Below are 16,099 nucleotides of genomic sequence, written 5' to 3' on the forward strand. Positions count from 1 at the left end.
CTCAGCGAGGGCGATCCATGAGGTGCACGCCGGAGAAATAGCGCCGATAGAGCGGCAGTTCTGCCGCCCCAATTGCCGGAGCAAGCCGCCCCAGCTGGCCCTGCTGGACTTTTGGCGTCGGCGCACCGTCGCGCTGCAAAAGGTCCAGTTCATGGCGCAGGCGCTGCACAAGGCGTTCCGAGACCGCGGAAAGCGTTGAGTCAAGCACAACCAGCCGCGCATCAACCACGCGCAAGGTATTGAAGACCACAAGGGCCAGCGCACGCGCGGCGTCGTCCAACCACGCTTCGACCTCGCCCTTCATGGCATCGAGATCCCAGCTATCAGCCTGGGCAAGATCAACGGCGAAGCCGGCAGCCTTGAGCCGCTTCTCCAGCGCGGTCAGCGAAGCGATGGCATGGCCCGTGCGGGGATCACCGCTGTCGACCTGCACCAGCATGGCGGCGAGATCGGCCGAATTGCTGGTCGGCCCGTCCCAGAGGTGCCCATCGCCGAAGATACCGGCGGCCACATAGGTTGATACCAGCAGATAGATGAAACTGCCCGGGCGCGGCGGGGCGAGGGCAATCAGTTCACTCCAGCAGCCGGCATTTCCATCCTTGTAGACCGAAACCGGCAGGCGGAGACGGCGCTCAAACTCTGCGCCCGGATCAATCTCGCTCCAGAGCGCCACGAGGTCGGCACTGACCCCACTTCGCTCGAGCCCCTCGGACATGCGCCCGGGAACGGCAACCCCCACATCGAGCAGGCGTGCAAGGTGTTCGGCCGGCAATTGCGCCATCAGATCATGGGCTCGGCCTGCGAGGTCATCGAAAATCGTTCTCGGATCGGGGAATGCGTATTCCACGCGATACTGGGCGGCGACCTCGGCGTGGAAATTGATGATCACCACATCGGCGTGACGCCGGCCGATCTCGATCCCCATCGAGAAGCCGCCGTCGGCACGCAGATAGATGGGCAGGGCCGGCTGTCCGCGCCGCCCGCGCAAGGCTTCCCCGCGCATGATCAGCCCGTCGCTCTCCAGCGCCGAGAGGATTGCCGACACGGTCTGGGGCGCGAGCCCCGACATGCGTGAAATCTCGGCATTCGACAAGCCGGGGTTAAAGCCGACGATGTTAAGCACCACACCGACATTGGCCTGGCGGAGGCCGTTGTGCTGCAGGCCCCTCGCCTTCAGCTGAAAGACGTCGACGGACGCGTCGGCGGTATAATCATCACTCATGGTCATGCCCCAAACCCCCGCGGCCTTAGCCACAAGGGCATCCCCCTGGCACGACACAGCTAGAGTGACGCGCCCCCAAGGCTACCCAAGTAGCATCATGGCTGAGCAGCAACATGCGACAGAGTTACTCACCGCCTCATACTTTAGACTAGAGATAAAGGCAGATGGTGATGATCTCGAAGGGCCGCAGGGTTAGTCTGATCCCGTTGCCATCTACCTCCAGAGGGGCGATGTCTTCTTCCATCAGGTTGACGATGCGCGCCGACTTTATCTTCGGCCCGAGGCTGAGGCGGACGTCAGCCCGAATGTTGGCGTGCTCGAAGAGGCGCAGCACAATGGACGTGCCGTCTTCTGCCTTCTTGACGGTCTCGATAGTGACATTGTCAGCATCGACTTGGGCAAAGCTGAACCGGGAGAGCTCCGCGACCGTATCGGCGGGCCGGCGGGAGCCGATGACGGCGACGGGATTATTGAAGCGCTCGGCGGCGCGGTGCACCTGGGCGAGATCGGCGACGCCGTCATGGACGAAGAGACCATAGCGCAGGCGGTGTTCGCCAAGATCGGCATCAGGCGCGGGGAAGCTCGAGCCGCGCACCAGTGAGAGGCGCACGGTCTGCTCGTGGCAATCATAGCCATATTTGCAGTCGTTGATCAGCGCCACGCCGAAATCGGCCTCGCTGATATCGACCCAGCGCTGCATCGAGGCTTCGAACCGCGCCTTGTCCCAGCTGGTGTTGCGATGGGTGGGACGGCGGACATGGCCAAACTGGATTTCCGAGCGGATCTCGGAGGTGTTGAGATCGAAGGGGAAGACCGCCTTGATCACCTGCGCCCGCTCCTGCCAGTCGATGAAGGTGTCGAATTCGAGCTGGCGCTCTCCAGCAGAAAGAGAGATCACCTGCACGATGCGGGAGGCCTGATAGCGCCGCTCGATGCGGATGGCGGCGCGGTGCGGGCCGGTTTCGACCACCGCGATCTCTGTGGGGGCATCGGCCAGCGGCCAGAATTGCTCCTCGAAATAGCGGTCGATGTCCCAGGCGTCCCATTCCATCGGCTTGTCTTCATAGGCGATGAGGCGGTTGGCACGCGCGCCGGCGGGCAGCAGCTCACGGTCGCGGGTCTTGTCGCGGATAGAGGTGATCTCGCCAGCCCTGTCGAACTCCACCCGCAGCAGGGCGTTCTCGAGGTGCTTTTTGGAGACCGAGACCGCGCTTTCCGGCGTCGTGGTCTGGGTGACGATCTGGGCGCCCGCCCAGCCGAGGGAAGGAAGGGTGCCGGCCGGCGCGACATGATCGCCCGAACCGTCGGCACGGACAATTTTCTGGATGGGCTGGGCGCCGGCAGCGGTCGCAAGGGCAAGGCCCTCTCCCAGATCCGGGGCATCGAGATGGACAAGGTCGGTGCGGTTCTGGCTGGTGAAGTTGACGAGCCGCAATGCGTTGCGGTCGGCGCCGGTCGCCGCCTGCGCGGCGCCATGCCAGGGCCCATTTTCCGAGGCGAGGGTGGAAAAGATCCTCTCGTAATCGGCATCGCTGTCGACATAGACCTCAGGAATGGAGGTGCCGGGCAGGATGTCGTGGAACTGGTTGATGAGCAGCAGGTCCCAGAATTCAGCGAGGATCTCGCTGGGATAGGCCATGCCGGTCTCCACCAGCGCCAGGGATCCCAGAAATTCGAGCTCGCGCAGCAGGCGCTCCGCCTTGCGGTTGTTGGCCTTGTTCTTGGCGACGGAGGTCAGCGTGCCGCGGTGATACTGGAGGTAGAGCTCGCCGTTCCAGGTCGGGAATTTGCCGGGATTGGCGTCCATGCGTTTTCCCAGGCGATCGAGATAGGGGACGATGCCTTCGAGCTTGACCCTTGGTGCGCCGGGGATGCCGCGCTCGAGGCGGATGCCGCGCTCGATCATGGCGCGGGTGGGGCCGCCACCGCCGTCGCCATAGCCATAGGACATGACCACTTCACTGTTGGCGGCCTTGGGCTCGTAGCGCTTCCAGGCACCCATGGTCTCGGAGACGGAGAGATCGCCATTGTAAGTGGTGTAGACGGCGTCGCTCTCATAGCGTTGGGCGGTGATGAGCTGGGCCTTGGTCACCGTGCCGTCGATGCCGCGCCAGAAGAAGCTGTCGTAGGGATGGCGGTCGGTGTCGTTCCACGAGAGCTTTGAGGTGACGAAATATTTGAGGCCCGATTTCTCCATGATCTGGGGGAGATTGGCCGAGTAGCCGAAGGTGTCGGGCAGCCAGACGGTTTTTGGCGTGACGCCGAAATTCTCCTGATGGAAACGCCGGCCGCGCATGATCTGGCGCACGAGGCTTTCGCCCGAGGAGATGTTGACGTCGGGCTCGACCCACATCGCCCCTTCGATCTCGAACTGGCCGGATTTGACCCGTTTGAGCATGCCCTCCCAGATTTCCGGATAGTCGCGCTTCAGGAAATCGAACAGCACCGACTGGTTATACATGAAGACATATTCGGGATATTCCTCCATCAGCTTAAGCACGGTGGCAAAACTGCGGGCGGTCTTGTCGCGCGTGTGCATCACGCGCCAGAGCCAGCCGACATCAAGATGGGTCGAGCCCACCGCGCTGACCTGTGGCTGCACCTCGGTATCCTTGAGCCCATAGATCTCGGCAGCGATCTTTTCGGCGGCAGGCAGTGATCTGGCGAAGGCTTCTGTGTGGCCGTCCCGGCGATCGAGAGCGCGCAGGGCGCGCTCGACGACATTGAGGATGGCGTGGCGGCGCGGATCGTTCTGGGGGAGCCGCATGGCGACCTCCACCGGGGTCTGCAGGTCGTAATAGAGTTTTTCAGCGCGCTCATTGCGGACGAAGAAATCCACCTCGAACCCGACCAGCGGACGATCAAAGAAGGTGAAGGCATTGACGAGCAGGACATGCTTGCTGCCGGGGCGGGCGTTGCGCTCGATGACGAGCTCCGTGTGATTGCCGTCGAGCGCCTGGGCAATGGCGCCGTCGAGATAGGCAAGGCACTGCGGATCGGTCGAGCCCGGGCGATCCTGCCACTGGCTGGTGAAACGGGCGACGAAGACCTGCCACTTGGCTTCCTTGGGTACGGTGATCTCGGCGGCGAACCAGCTGTGTTCCTGATGCTTGGCCCAGACGGTATGCGAGCCGAACTTTTCCCACTGGCGCCAATCGGCCTTGAGGGCGTCGGCCGCCGAATAGCCATCGGCGCGCTGGATATGCCACTGAAACGGTACGTCCGCGATCGGCGTGCGGGTCTTCTGTTCGAGATCGGCGCAGAGCCTGAGCAGCTTGCCTTCCATCTTGAGATCGTCGTCGATCAGGCCGAGCTTGGTCGAGAGCGGATTGGCATAGGTCATGGCGCGATCCCCGGATGGCAGCGCCGGCAGGTAATCACGAAAATGCAACGTTGCAAAGACAGGAGTTTACGGCACCCTGACGCATAGGCAGTCTGCGCGAAAACGCCTAGAATGGTGGAATGGAGGTTTTGCCATGGGTTTAGACGAGCCTTCCCGATCCCGGCCCAGTGAGCGCGTGACGCTCAAGACCATCGCCGTGATGACGGGGCTGAGCCTCTCGACGGTGTCGCTGTCGCTGCGGGGCGGCACGACGCTCAAGCAGGAAACGCGCGACAAGGTCAGAGCGGCCGCCAAGGCGCTCGGCTATGTGCCCGACCGCGCAGGAGTGCGTCTGCGCACCGGCAAGACCAATGTGCTGACGCTGGTGCTCGATGGGGCCGAGGATTCCATCGACTTTGCCCGCCAGATGATCCAGGGCATCGGCCAGGCGATTGCGGGAACACGCTACCACCTCAATGTCGCCCCGGAATTTTCCAACAGCCAGTCGACCGACACGATCCGCTATATTCTCGACAGCCGGGCGGCGGACGGGGTGATCATCACTCATACCGCGCCGGACGATGCGCGGGTGGCCATGATGATGGACGCGGGGTTTCCCTTCGTCAGCCATGGCCGGACAGAATTCACCACGACGCACGCCTTTCACGATTTTCACGCAGAGGCTTTTGCGCGCCTTGCAGTCGAGCGCCTCGCGGCGAAGGGCTGCAGGAAGGTGATGCTGATCATCGGGGATGACCGGACCACCAATTTCCGCAATCTCACGACGGCGTTCGAGGCGGCGGCAGCAGCGGCAGGGCTCGAGCCCGAGGTGCGCAACAATGGCGTCTCGCGGCTTGATCCCTCCGGCATGCGGGCGCTGGGTCTGGAGCTGGCGGCAGACGGGCAGCGGCCCGACGGCATTGTCTGCGACAGCGAGATGCGCGCCATTGCGCTCGTCGGCGGGCTGCTGGAGGGCGGACTGCGTCCGGGCGAGGATATCGGGCTCGTCTACAAGCAGACGTCAGGCATCTTGCCGACGCTGTTCCCGCGGGTCGACAGCATCCAGGAGGACGTATTTGCCGCCGGGGCCGAGCTGACGCGGCTGTTGCTGAAGCGGATCGAGGGGGAGCCGGTGGAGAGCCTGCAAACGCTCGCCGAGCCCGTGGTGCACTGGCGGAGCTGACAAAACAAAACGCCCCCGCAGCATGCGAGGGCGTCCATTCGGCTGGTTCGCGCTGGTTACGCGCCGGCAGCGGTCAGGCGAGCAATGGCATCCTCGGATAGCTCCAGTCGGACACCCTTGGCGAGGCTCTTCACCTGCTCGATCGAGGTCGCCGAGGCGATCGGGGCGCTGACGCCGGGCTGGGCGACGAGCCAGGCCAGGGCGATCTCGGCAAGCGTCGCGCCGGTTTCGGCCGCAACTTCATCCATGGCCGCAAGGATCCGGAAGCCCTTGTCGTTGAGGAAACGATCCATCTTGAGGCCCCGGATGCGCCCTTCCTTGTCTTCGGCCGAGCGGTATTTGCCGGTGAGGAAACCGGCCGCGAGGCTGTAATAGACGATGGCGCCGACGTCGTGTTCGAGGAGGAACGGACGCAGGGCGTCAAAGTCCTCGCGCTCATAGAGATTGTAGAGAGGCTGGACCACTTCATAGCGCGGCAGCGACTTGACGATCGAGGTCTCGATGGCCTCTTCCATCTGGGCGCGATTGTAGTTCGACGCGCCGATGGTGCGCACCTTGCCGGCGCGGATCAGCGTGTCATAGGCGCTCAGGGTTTCCTCGATCTCGGTGGTGGGATCGGGCCAGTGGCTGAAGTAGATGTCGAGGTAGTCGGTCTGGAGGCGCTTGAGCGAGGCTTCAACGCTCTGCTTGATGCCTTCATGGCTGAGGCCGCGCGCCGGCTTGCCCGAATTGACCTTGGTGATGAGGTGAACCTTGTCGCGATTTCCGCGCGCCTTCATCCAGTTGCCGATGATGGTTTCGCTCATGCCGGGCGGGTTGCCCTCGACCCAGTTGGGATATCCCTCGGCCGTGTCCACCGCGGTAAAGCCTTCGTCGAGGAAAGCGTCGAGGATCTCGAAGCTTTTCTTTTCGTCCGCGGTCCAGCCAAAGACATTGCCGCCCAAAACCAGGGGTTCGATGACGATTTCACTGCGTCCAAGGGGGCGACGATTCATGGCTTCTCTCCAAGTTCATTTGTTGTTTCAACGCCTGTCTCGGCGTTTTGTTCGGTCGGGCTGACGCGCGGCGCGCACCAGTAGAGCGCTTCATGGATGGCGGCGAAGGAACCGGCAAGGCTGATGAAGCGAAAGGGCGCATTTTCGTCAGTGCTGTGACGGAGATAGATGTAGCTGCCCTGCTTCAGCCCATCGAGCAGCCAATCGGTCTCGGTGGCGACGCGACCGGAATAGGGCGCGATGTCAGGAATGACCTCAATGGTGCGGTCTTCGCGATCAAGGGTCAGCTTCCAGGTGCCCAGGGCATTTGGTGTGCGGTTCGAAAAGAGGTGGAGACCCGTGGAATAGTCGTCCTCGCAGCGAACGACGACACAGGCAAATTCGGCCGCCGTGCTGTCGCGATCGCAGCCCATGGCGGCGCGATCCCCCTCGCCCGGGAGAGGAGAAAACTGCCAGCCGGGCGTCTGGGCCACAGCCGGCGCGGACAAGAGAAGGCTCAACGCCGCGGCTCGATAAGGTCCCATTTGTTTCCATAGAGATCGGCGAAAACGGCAACGCTGCCATAAGCCTCGTGGCGAGGCGGTTCGAGGAAGGTAACGCCCCGGGCCAGCATTGCAGCGTGATCCCTCGCAAAATCATCGGTTTCGAGAAACAGCATGACCCGGCCACCGGCCTGATTGCCGAGAGCGGCCAGCTGGGCTTCGCCCTCAGCCTTGGCGAGGAGGAGGCGCGGACCCGAGCCGCCGGGCGGAGCGACCAGAACCCAGCGCTTGCCGCCGCCCATATCGGTATCTTCCAGGAGATCGAAGCCGGCCTGGTCGCGATAGAAGGCAATGGCGGCGTCATAGTCGGCGACGAGAAGCGAAATCGTGGCGATCTTCTGCATGGGTCTGGTTCCTGGCTGGCCCTCAGAGCGCGACGCGCCGGCCTTCTCGGGCGGAGGCGACGAGGGCATCGACCAGCTCATGGACGGCGAGCGCCGAATGGCCGGTGGAGACGGGCTGGCGCCCTGCCCGCACCGCATCGGCGAACTCGGCGATCTGGGCCATGTGCCAGTCGAACGGAAACGCCATGGGGTCGGCGCCACCGCCGGAATTGCTGGCCTCGCCGATGGTCTCGGTTCGCCCGTCCATCCAATGAAGGGTGAGATTGCCGCCGGTGAGTGTGGCGCTGGCTTTTTCGAACTTGAGGGTGAGGCTTTCAGCGCCGCCAGGGAAATTGGCCGTGGTGGCCATCAGGGCACCCACCGCGCCATTGGCGAATTCGAGCCCGCCGGCGACGAAATCCTCGGTTTCCATCTGGTGGAACCCAGTGGTCGCGGCAAGCGCTGTCACGGCCTTCACCGGCCCACAGAGGCTCAGCATCAGGTCGAGCGAGTGGACAGCCTGGGTAATGAGGACGCCACCGCCGTCATGGGCGAGCGTGCCCCGGCCGGGCTTGTCGTAATAGCCCTGCTGCGGTCGCCACCATGGCACAATAAGATGGACGGCAAAGAGTTTTCCGAGCTCCCCGCTCGCCACCTTGGCGGCCAGGGCCTGCGAGGCAGCGCGAAAACGGTGCTGGAAAATAATGCCGAGGGTAACGCCTGCCGCGTCGCAGCGCTCGACGATGGCACGGGCGGCCGCTGTGGTGCGCTCCACCGGCTTTTCCATCAGAATGTGTTTGCCGGCAGCAGCAGCGGCGGCCACGAGCGCCTCGCGGGCGTTGGGCGGAGTGAGGATAAGGACAGCCTCGACCGCCGGATCGGCGAGCAGGGCGTCGAGACTGGCAGCGGCCGGGAATCCGTGCTCGTTGCAGAAGGCGTCGAGCGCTGCGGCATCGCGCCGCCAGACGCCGCGCACATCGATCTGGTCCCTCAAACCCTTGAGCGCCAGGGCGTGGGGCTTGGCGGCCATGCCTGCTCCGATCACGCCCAGGCCCAGGCGCTTTTCCCCGTCCGCCATCACTTCCCCCCGCAATTGTTCGTGGCCATGATGGGGAAAGACCGGGCGCTTGTCATCCCAACAAGGCCAGTGCAACGCTGAAAATCATAGAGAAATTGGAGTGGCGCCCGCCTAGGAGGCCGAGCGCCAGCTTTCCTGTCGGAGGAAGACTTCCAGGCTGTCGCAATCCATGGGACGGGCGAAGGCATAGCCCTGAAGGATGTCGCAGCCCAGATCGCGCAGGATGGCGGCGTGCTCCCTAGTTTCGACGCCCTCGGCGACAATCTCGATGCCCATGGATTTGCCGATATCGACGATGGAGGCGAGGAGGCGCCGCTGCGCCGGCTCGGTGAGGATCGGGTCGACCAGCTGGCGGTCGATCTTGAGGCGGCGCGGATGGAGTTTTTGAAGCGAGACGATGGAGGCATAGCCGGTGCCGAAATCATCGATCTCGATATCGATGCCCAGTTCCTTGATGCGATCGATGTTCCAGCCGACGAGGCCGTCGCTCTCGTCGAGATAGATCGATTCCACGAGCTCGAAGGCGATACGGCCGGGTTCGATGCGCAGCTCGCGCAGGCTCTGCACGAGGTCTTCATCATGAAGGCGCCGCTGGGAGACATTGACCGAGGCGCGGGGCACATTGAGACCCATGGCCTGCCAGCGATCGAGATCGCGCAGCGCCTGATCGAGCACAATGCGGTCGATGCTGGCGACGACGCTCAGCTCCTCGGCAATGTTCAAGAAACGGTCGGGTGTCTTGATGCCCTCGGTCGGGTGGTTCCAGCGGGCAAGGGCCTCGACCCCGACGACGTCGAGTGTGTGGGCATCGAACTGCGGCTGATAGAAGGCGATGAAGGCGTTGGTGTCGAGCGCCTTGAGGATTTCGTCGGCGCTGCGCTTGGTGTCGATCACCTCTGCCTGCAGCGCTGCGGAGAAAAACTCATAGCGATTGCGGCCGCGGCCCTTGGCTCGATAGAGCGCGATATCGGCATTGATGAGCAATTGCTTGACGTCGATATCGGTGCCGCGCGCCGTGGCAAGGCCAACGCTGACGCCGATCCGGCATTCGTGGCCCTCGTGCAGGGCGGGCTTGCGCATGGCCTGGACGATACTGTCGGCGAGACAGGCAACGCTCGCATCATCCGCGTCAGCCTCAAGCATCACCACGAACTCGTCACCGCCGATGCGGGCGACGAAGTCGGTCGGCTTGCAATTGGCGCGCAGGACCTCGCTGGCGTGGATCAGCATGGCGTCGCCGGCAGCGTGGCCGAGCGTATCGTTGATCTGCTTGAAGCGGTCGAGATCGATATGAAGGAGGGCGATGCCGCCCGACCCCATATAGCCGTTCTCAGAATGCTCCTGGAGCTTTTCGTCGAGAAAGCGGCGATTGGGCAGGCCGGTCAGACTATCGTGCAGCGCGTTATGCTCGATGCGGATCTTGGCGGTCTCAAGCTCGGCGTTGCGGGCCTCGGTCAATTGGTGGGCGCGGCGCAGATCCTCGTTGAGGGCGACGTCCCGGGTAATGTCCCAGTTGACGCCAAGCACGCGGTCGGACTCGCCCGGAACCTTTTTGACCATTGCGATGGAGCGGACATGGCGGACCGTGCCGTCATCGAGGCGGATACGATAGACAGCCTCATAATGGCCGGTCGCGATCATGCGCTTGAATTCGGCCTCGCTCTTTTCGAGGTCATCCGGGTGGACGATGGCGCGCCACTGCTCGTAGGTGCGCGGCGCGGCGTCGGCTGGCAGGCCATAGAGCTCGTTGGTGCGGGCGTCCCAATATTCGGCCCCGCTGTCGAGATCGAGCTCCCAGATCCCCACCTGTGAGGTCTGCAGCGCCAGATTGAGCCGATCGGTGAGGGCCGCCAATTCGCGTTCCCTAACCCGCAACTGGCCAATGTGCCGGTAGCGCTGTTCGACCATGCGGCGGGTGGTGAAGATGGGCAGGATGACGAGGCCGCCGGCCAGAACGATCAATCCGCGCAGGAGCCACTGGGTCAGCCCATCCGGGGCCCAGCCGCCGCGCGGGATGGCGCTGAGCTGCCAGCTCCCCGTCGGCAGCGCGACATCGGCGAGGATCGGGTTTTCGGCACTCAGGTCGCGGCCGTAAAACAGCGCGCCATCGCCGCCCTTGCTGTCATGCCCGGTGATGGCGATTTCAATCGGCAGGTCCGGATCATAGAGGCCGCTGTCGCGATAGAGCCGGTCGATATCGATGACCGCGGCGGCAATGCCCCAGAACGATCTGTCCTCCCCGGTGCCCTTGTAGATCGGGAAACGGCCGATAAAGCCCTTGCCCCCCTGAATGAGATCGACAGGACCTGCCAGCACCAGCCGGCCGGTATCAACGACTTCCTTCACCGCGTCCCATTGTCCAGGGCTGGTGCGATAGTCGAAGCCGATATTGCGGGTCTGGTTGGGCGGATAGGTCATGGCGATCACCAGATCGGGCGCCACGGAAATGGAGCGCAGCTGGCTCTCTTCCTCGAAGAGATGCGCGGCCAGAACCTGGAACTGTTCCTGACTGAGGTCCGGCTGGCTCGAAATGGTCGAGACCAGCCCCCGCACGAGCTGGATATCGCTCGCGATATTGCCTTCGAGCTTGGCCCTGATGATGGAGAGTTGCCCCAGAACATCGGCGCGCATGCGCTGCTCGGAAATACTGTGGCTCTGACGGTCGATAAAAAAGCCCGCGGCGGTAACCATCAAAAGCGCAAGAAGCACCGGCACCCAGGTGGTGCGGCGGCCATCGGTGCGCTGCCTGTCCGTCTCTGCCGTGTTCATTCCGCCAATGCGTAAGCCGCCCCCCAGCTTGTCTCTCCGACATTGCGCACAGGGCTTGACCAAAAGCTTACCGGCAGAGCGGCATCCGCGATCTTGGTAAACGGGCAGGTAACGCAGCCGGGGCAGCACGGCCCCGACCGTTACAGTGCGCTAGAGGGGCGCGACTTCCTCGAGTTCGACCAGCGTGCCGTCAAAATCCTTTGGGTGGAGGAAAATGACGGGGTTGCCGTGGGCACCGATCCGGGGCTTTCCATCGCCCAGGATGCGGGCGCCGCGTTCGACCAGTTTGGCAATGGCTGCTACGATGTCGGGGACTTCGTAGCAGATGTGGTGCATGCCACCGGCAGGGTTCTTTTCGAGAAAGCTGGCAATGGGCGAGCCTTCGCCCAGCGCCTCGAGTAGTTCGACCTTGGAATTGCCGGTGTCGATGAAGACCACCGTCACCCCATGCTCGGGGAGCGCCTGGGGTTCGCCGACATTGGCGCCGAGCATGTCGCGATAGCGGGCCGAAGCCACCGCCAGATCCTGCACGGCGATGGCGATATGATTGAGACGCCCGATCATCTGTTGGACAGCCTTCCCTCGATTTCGTTGAGCACCGAAAAGGCCGCGTCGAGCACATTGGTGCCCGGACCGAAAATGGCGGCGACCCCTGACTCATAGAGGAAGTCGTAATCGGGCTCCGGGATGACACCCCCGACAATGACGGTCACATCACCAAGGCCACGATCGCGCAGTGCGCCGATGAGCTCGGGCACCAGCGTCTTGTGTCCGGCTGCCAGCGAGGAAACTCCCACCGCATCGACGCCGTAGGTTTCTGCGTGGGCCGCCACTTCCGGAGCGGTCTCGAAGAGATCACCCATGTGGACGGTGAAGCCGAGATCGGCGAAAGCCGACGCGATGATTTTGGCACCGCGATCGTGTCCATCCTGCCCCATCTTGGCGATGAAGATCGAGGGCGCGCGGCCCCGCGAGGTCTTGAACGCATCAACCCGATCGGAGACCGATTTCAATTGCGGGTCGTCGCCATAGCCGCCGGCATAGACGCCGGAGATGACGCGGGTGACCGCGCGGTGGCGGCCGAACACATCTTCCAGCGCCTGGGAAATTTCCCCCAGCGTGGCGCGGGCACGGGCGGCCTCGACGGCGGCGGTGAGGAGATTGCCCTCATCCTTGGCCGCATATTCGCGCAGCGCCGAAAGCATGGACTGGCACTTGTCCTCGTCGCGGGTCGCCTTGATGTGCTCGAGCTGGGCGATCTGCTCAAGGCGCACCTTGGCATTATCGATTTCGCGGACTTCGATTTTCTCTTCGGTCTCGACCCGAAAGCGGTTGACGCCAACGATCACATCGTCGCCCCGGTCGACCCGGGCCTGGCGCAGGGCTGCCGCCTGTTCGATGGCCATTTTTGGGCCGCCGGACTGAACATAGGGCGTCATGCCGCCAACAGCTTCGGCGTCAGCGATGAGCTTTTTGGCTTCACTGACCAACTGGTCGGTCAACGCTTCGACGTAATAGGAGCCGCCGAGCGGATCGACCACATCGGTGATGCGGCTTTCGTGCTGGAGGATGAGCTGGGTATTGCGGGCAATCCGGCTCGAGAACTCGGTCGGCAGGGCGATGGCCTCGTCGAAGGAGTTGGTGTGGAGCGACTGGGTGCCCCCGAGGGTTGCCGCCAGCGCCTCGATGGTCGTGCGCACGATATTGTTGTGCGGGTCCTGCTCGGTGAGCGACACGCCCGAGGTCTGGCAATGGGTGCGGAGCATTTTGGAGCGCGGATCCTTGGCGCCGAGATCGGTCATGATCTCGCTCCAAAGTTTCCGGGCTGCCCGGAGCTTTGCGACCTCGAGGAAGAAGTTCATGCCAATGCCGAAGAAGAACGAGAGGCGCCCGGCAAAGGCGTCGATATCGAGCCCCTTGGCCTGGGCGGCCCGGACATATTCCATGCCGTCGGCAAGGGTGAAGGCCAGTTCCTGCACCGCGGTCGCCCCGGCCTCGTGCATGTGATAGCCCGAGATCGAGATCGAATTGAACTTCGGCATATGCTCGGCGGTGTGGGCGATGATGTCGCCGACAATGCGCATGGAGGGCTCAGGTGGATAGATATAGGTGTTGCGGACCATGAACTCCTTGAGGATGTCGTTCTGGATGGTCCCTTCGAGCTTTTCCTGGGAAACGCCCTGCTCTTCGGCCGCGACAATGAACATGGCCAGCACCGGGATGACGGCGCCATTCATGGTCATGGACACGCTCATCTGATCGAGCGGAATGCCGTCGAAAAGGATCTTCATGTCCTCGACGCTGTCGATGGCGACGCCCGCCTTGCCGACATCGCCGACAACGCGCGGATGATCGCTGTCATAGCCGCGATGGGTGGCGAGATCGAAGGCGACTGACAGCCCCTTCTGGCCCTTTTCGAGCGCCTGCCGGTAGAAAGCGTTGGACTCCCGAGCGGTCGAAAAGCCCGCATACTGGCGGATGGTCCAGGGCCGGTTGGCGTACATGGTCGCCCGCACGCCACGGGTGAACGGCTCAATGCCCGGCACTTCGCCGTCATCACCGAGATAAACCGGCTTCACCGGCAGGCCGCCATAGTCCCGGTCGAGCGCGGAAAGCGGGGTATCGCGGAGTTCCTTTTGGGCCAGCTTGGCCCATTTCTCGTGATCTGCTGACATCACACCGCCTCGAACTCAAGCATGACCTGGTCCACCGCCAGAACGGCGCCGGGGACGACGTGGACCGTCTTCACGCGGGCGCGCTTATCGGCCTTGAGCACGTTTTCCATCTTCATGGCTTCCACAATGGCGAGGGTCTGGCCGTCTTCGACCACGTCCCCCTCCTTGACGTCGATACGCACCACTTGCCCCGGCATGGGGCAGAGCAAATATTTGCTCATGTCAGGCGGCACCTTGACCGGCATATGGGTCAGATATTTGGCAATATGGGGCCGCAGCACCAGAACCTTGAGGTCCGCCCCGCGATAGCGAACGCGGAAGCCCGATGTGGTCGGATCAACCTTGAGCACGGCATGGCGGCCGCCGGACCAGTCGAGACGGGCCAGCGTGTCGCCGGGCTGCCAGGTAACGTGGACCGCTTCGGAGCGCCACTCGGCGTCGACGACGATGTCGGACCCTTTCTGGTGCAGCACCACTGTTTCGGCCTTGTCGCCGACCTGCACGTGCCAGCGGCTTTCGGTCTCCCCACCCATGCGGCGATGATCGCGGCGGGCCATCAGCACGGCGGCTGCGGCAACGACGTCGAAGTGATGCTCGTCGGAAAGCGCGGCGCCAGAGAACCCTTCCGGGAATTCCTCGGCGATATAGCCGGTGGTGAGCCGCCCCTCGCGGAACCGGTCCTGCTCCATGACGGTCGAGAGGAAGGGGAGGTTATTACCCACGCCTTCGACCTCAAAGCTGTCGAGCGCCACCGCCATGGCATCGACCGCGGCCTCGCGTGTCGGGGCCCAGGTGCAAAGCTTGGCGATCATCGGATCGTAGAAGGTCGAGATTTCGCCGCCTTCGAAAACGCCGGTGTCGTTGCGCACGACGAGATCATCCGAGACGCTTTCCGCGGGCGGACGATAGCGGGTGAGGCGGCCGGTCGAGGGGAGGAAGTTGCGATATGGGTCTTCGGCGTAGAGGCGGCTTTCAATGGCCCAGCCATTGCGCTGCACCTGGTCCTGCGTGAGCGGCAGCTTTTCGCCATTTGCGACGCGCAGCATGAGCTCGACCAGATCGAGCCCGGTGATCATCTCGGTGACCGGATGCTCCACCTGAAGGCGCGTATTCATCTCGAGGAAGTAGAACTTTTTGTCCTTGTCGACGATGAATTCCACCGTGCCGGCGCTGCGGTAACCCACGGCCTGGGCCAGGGCCACGGACTGCTCGCCCATGGCCTTGCGGGTGGCCTCATCGAGGAAGGGCGATGGTGCTTCTTCGATGACCTTCTGGTTGCGGCGCTGGATCGAGCATTCGCGCTCGTTGAGATAGATCGCATTGCCATGCGCGTCGGCGATCAGCTGGATTTCGATGTGGCGCGGCTCGGTGACGAATTTTTCGATGAAGATGCGATCATCACCGAAGGAGGACGCCGCTTCCGACTTGGAGCGTTCGAAGCCTTCACGGGCCTCGGCGTCGTTCCAGGCAATGCGCATGCCCTTGCCGCCACCGCCGGCCGAGGCCTTGATCATCACCGGATAGCCGATGGATTTAGAGATGGTGACCGCGTGCTCGGCGTCATCAATCAGGCCCATATGGCCCGGCACGGTCGACACACCGGCCTCGGCGGCGAGCTTCTTAGATGTGATCTTGTCTCCCATGGCTTCAATCGCCTTGGGACCCGGGCCGACGAAGATAATGCCTTCGGCTTCGAGCGCTGCGGAGAAAGACGCATTTTCCGAGAGGAAGCCGTAGCCGGGATGGACCGCCTGGGCGCCCGTCGCTTTACAGGCAGCAATAATCTTGTCGGCCAGCAGATAAGAATCCTTGGCGGGCGAGGCGCCGATATGGACCGCCTCGTCGGCCATGCGCACATGCAGGGCCTCACGGTCGGCGTCCGAATAGACCGCAACCGTGGCGATGCCCATCTTCTTTGCCGTCTTGATAACCCGGCAGGCGATCTCGCCCCGATTGGCGATGAGGAGTTTGGTGATGGTCATGGTCTGGC

The 16,099-nt window shown here is 63.2% G+C and carries 11 protein-coding genes; 1 reads left to right on the plus strand and 10 read right to left on the minus strand.

Annotated features, from left to right (window positions below; genetic code table 11):
• Position 1: 1 nt before the first annotated feature.
• Positions 2–1,222: an ROK family transcriptional regulator gene (locus NYQ88_RS19505; RefSeq protein ID WP_275652724.1), complete on the minus strand. Its 1,221-nt coding sequence runs from the start codon at positions 1,220–1,222 to the stop codon at positions 2–4.
• A 148-nt stretch (positions 1,223–1,370) separates the two neighbouring features.
• Complete coding sequence (locus tag NYQ88_RS19510; RefSeq protein ID WP_275652725.1) at positions 1,371–4,565, minus strand: glycoside hydrolase family 38 C-terminal domain-containing protein; 3,195 nt, start codon at positions 4,563–4,565, stop codon at positions 1,371–1,373.
• 133 nt (positions 4,566–4,698) lie between these two features.
• On the opposite strand from NYQ88_RS19510, the gene NYQ88_RS19515 reads away from it, so the two are divergent.
• Positions 4,699–5,727: a LacI family transcriptional regulator gene (locus NYQ88_RS19515; protein ID WP_275652726.1), complete on the plus strand. Its 1,029-nt coding sequence runs from the start codon at positions 4,699–4,701 to the stop codon at positions 5,725–5,727.
• Between the two features lie 56 nt (positions 5,728–5,783).
• Here the strand turns inward: NYQ88_RS19515 and NYQ88_RS19520 are convergent, their stop codons facing one another.
• The 8 genes from NYQ88_RS19520 to NYQ88_RS19555 all read right to left on the minus strand — a co-directional run bounded on the left by NYQ88_RS19520 (position 5,784) and on the right by NYQ88_RS19555 (position 16,091).
• Positions 5,784–6,722: an aldo/keto reductase gene (locus NYQ88_RS19520; RefSeq protein WP_275652727.1), complete on the minus strand. Its 939-nt coding sequence runs from the start codon at positions 6,720–6,722 to the stop codon at positions 5,784–5,786.
• A complete protein-coding gene (locus NYQ88_RS19525; RefSeq protein WP_275652728.1) occupies positions 6,719–7,210 on the minus strand; it encodes a hypothetical protein in 492 nt (163 codons plus the stop codon). Before NYQ88_RS19525 ends, NYQ88_RS19520 begins: the two co-directional genes overlap by 4 nt.
• 8 nt (positions 7,211–7,218) lie before the next feature.
• Positions 7,219–7,608: a VOC family protein gene (locus NYQ88_RS19530; RefSeq protein ID WP_275652729.1), complete on the minus strand. Its 390-nt coding sequence runs from the start codon at positions 7,606–7,608 to the stop codon at positions 7,219–7,221.
• Between the two features lie 22 nt (positions 7,609–7,630).
• Complete coding sequence (locus NYQ88_RS19535) at positions 7,631–8,665, minus strand: Gfo/Idh/MocA family oxidoreductase (protein WP_275652730.1); 1,035 nt, start codon at positions 8,663–8,665, stop codon at positions 7,631–7,633.
• Between the two features lie 111 nt (positions 8,666–8,776).
• The gene (locus NYQ88_RS19540; RefSeq protein WP_275652731.1) at positions 8,777–11,434 is read right to left on the minus strand and encodes an EAL domain-containing protein; all 2,658 of its coding nucleotides are present in this window, start codon (positions 11,432–11,434) and stop codon (positions 8,777–8,779) included.
• 150 nt (positions 11,435–11,584) lie between these two features.
• The gene (gene mce / locus NYQ88_RS19545) at positions 11,585–11,998 is read right to left on the minus strand and encodes a methylmalonyl-CoA epimerase (RefSeq protein WP_275652732.1); all 414 of its coding nucleotides are present in this window, start codon (positions 11,996–11,998) and stop codon (positions 11,585–11,587) included.
• The gene (gene scpA / locus NYQ88_RS19550) at positions 11,995–14,109 is read right to left on the minus strand and encodes a methylmalonyl-CoA mutase (RefSeq protein WP_275652733.1); all 2,115 of its coding nucleotides are present in this window, start codon (positions 14,107–14,109) and stop codon (positions 11,995–11,997) included. The genes mce and scpA overlap by 4 nt, the downstream gene beginning before the upstream one ends.
• A complete protein-coding gene (locus tag NYQ88_RS19555; protein ID WP_275652734.1) occupies positions 14,109–16,091 on the minus strand; it encodes an acetyl/propionyl/methylcrotonyl-CoA carboxylase subunit alpha in 1,983 nt (660 codons plus the stop codon). The genes scpA and NYQ88_RS19555 overlap by 1 nt, the downstream gene beginning before the upstream one ends.
• Positions 16,092–16,099 lie beyond the last annotated feature (8 nt).

The organism is Devosia sp. SD17-2, assembly GCF_029201565.1.
In the GTDB taxonomy this organism is placed as follows: domain Bacteria; phylum Pseudomonadota; class Alphaproteobacteria; order Rhizobiales; family Devosiaceae; genus Devosia.

Bases quoted from the DNA above. Each gene is read 5' to 3' on its own strand.
- NYQ88_RS19515 (WP_275652726.1), top strand. From the start codon at position 4,699: ATGGGTTTAGACGAGCCTTCCCGATCCCGGCCCAGTGAGCGCGTGACG.
- scpA (WP_275652733.1), bottom strand. From the start codon at position 14,109: ATGTCAGCAGATCACGAGAAATGGGCCAAGCTGGCCCAAAAGGAACTC.
- mce (WP_275652732.1), bottom strand. From the start codon at position 11,998: ATGATCGGGCGTCTCAATCATATCGCCATCGCCGTGCAGGATCTGGCG.
- NYQ88_RS19520 (WP_275652727.1), bottom strand. From the start codon at position 6,722: ATGAATCGTCGCCCCCTTGGACGCAGTGAAATCGTCATCGAACCCCTG.
- NYQ88_RS19540 (WP_275652731.1), bottom strand. From the start codon at position 11,434: ATGAACACGGCAGAGACGGACAGGCAGCGCACCGATGGCCGCCGCACC.
- NYQ88_RS19510 (WP_275652725.1), bottom strand. From the start codon at position 4,565: ATGACCTATGCCAATCCGCTCTCGACCAAGCTCGGCCTGATCGACGAC.
- NYQ88_RS19530 (WP_275652729.1), bottom strand. From the start codon at position 7,608: ATGCAGAAGATCGCCACGATTTCGCTTCTCGTCGCCGACTATGACGCC.
- NYQ88_RS19505 (WP_275652724.1), bottom strand. From the start codon at position 1,222: ATGAGTGATGATTATACCGCCGACGCGTCCGTCGACGTCTTTCAGCTG.
- NYQ88_RS19535 (WP_275652730.1), bottom strand. From the start codon at position 8,665: ATGGCGGACGGGGAAAAGCGCCTGGGCCTGGGCGTGATCGGAGCAGGC.
- NYQ88_RS19555 (WP_275652734.1), bottom strand. From the start codon at position 16,091: ATGACCATCACCAAACTCCTCATCGCCAATCGGGGCGAGATCGCCTGC.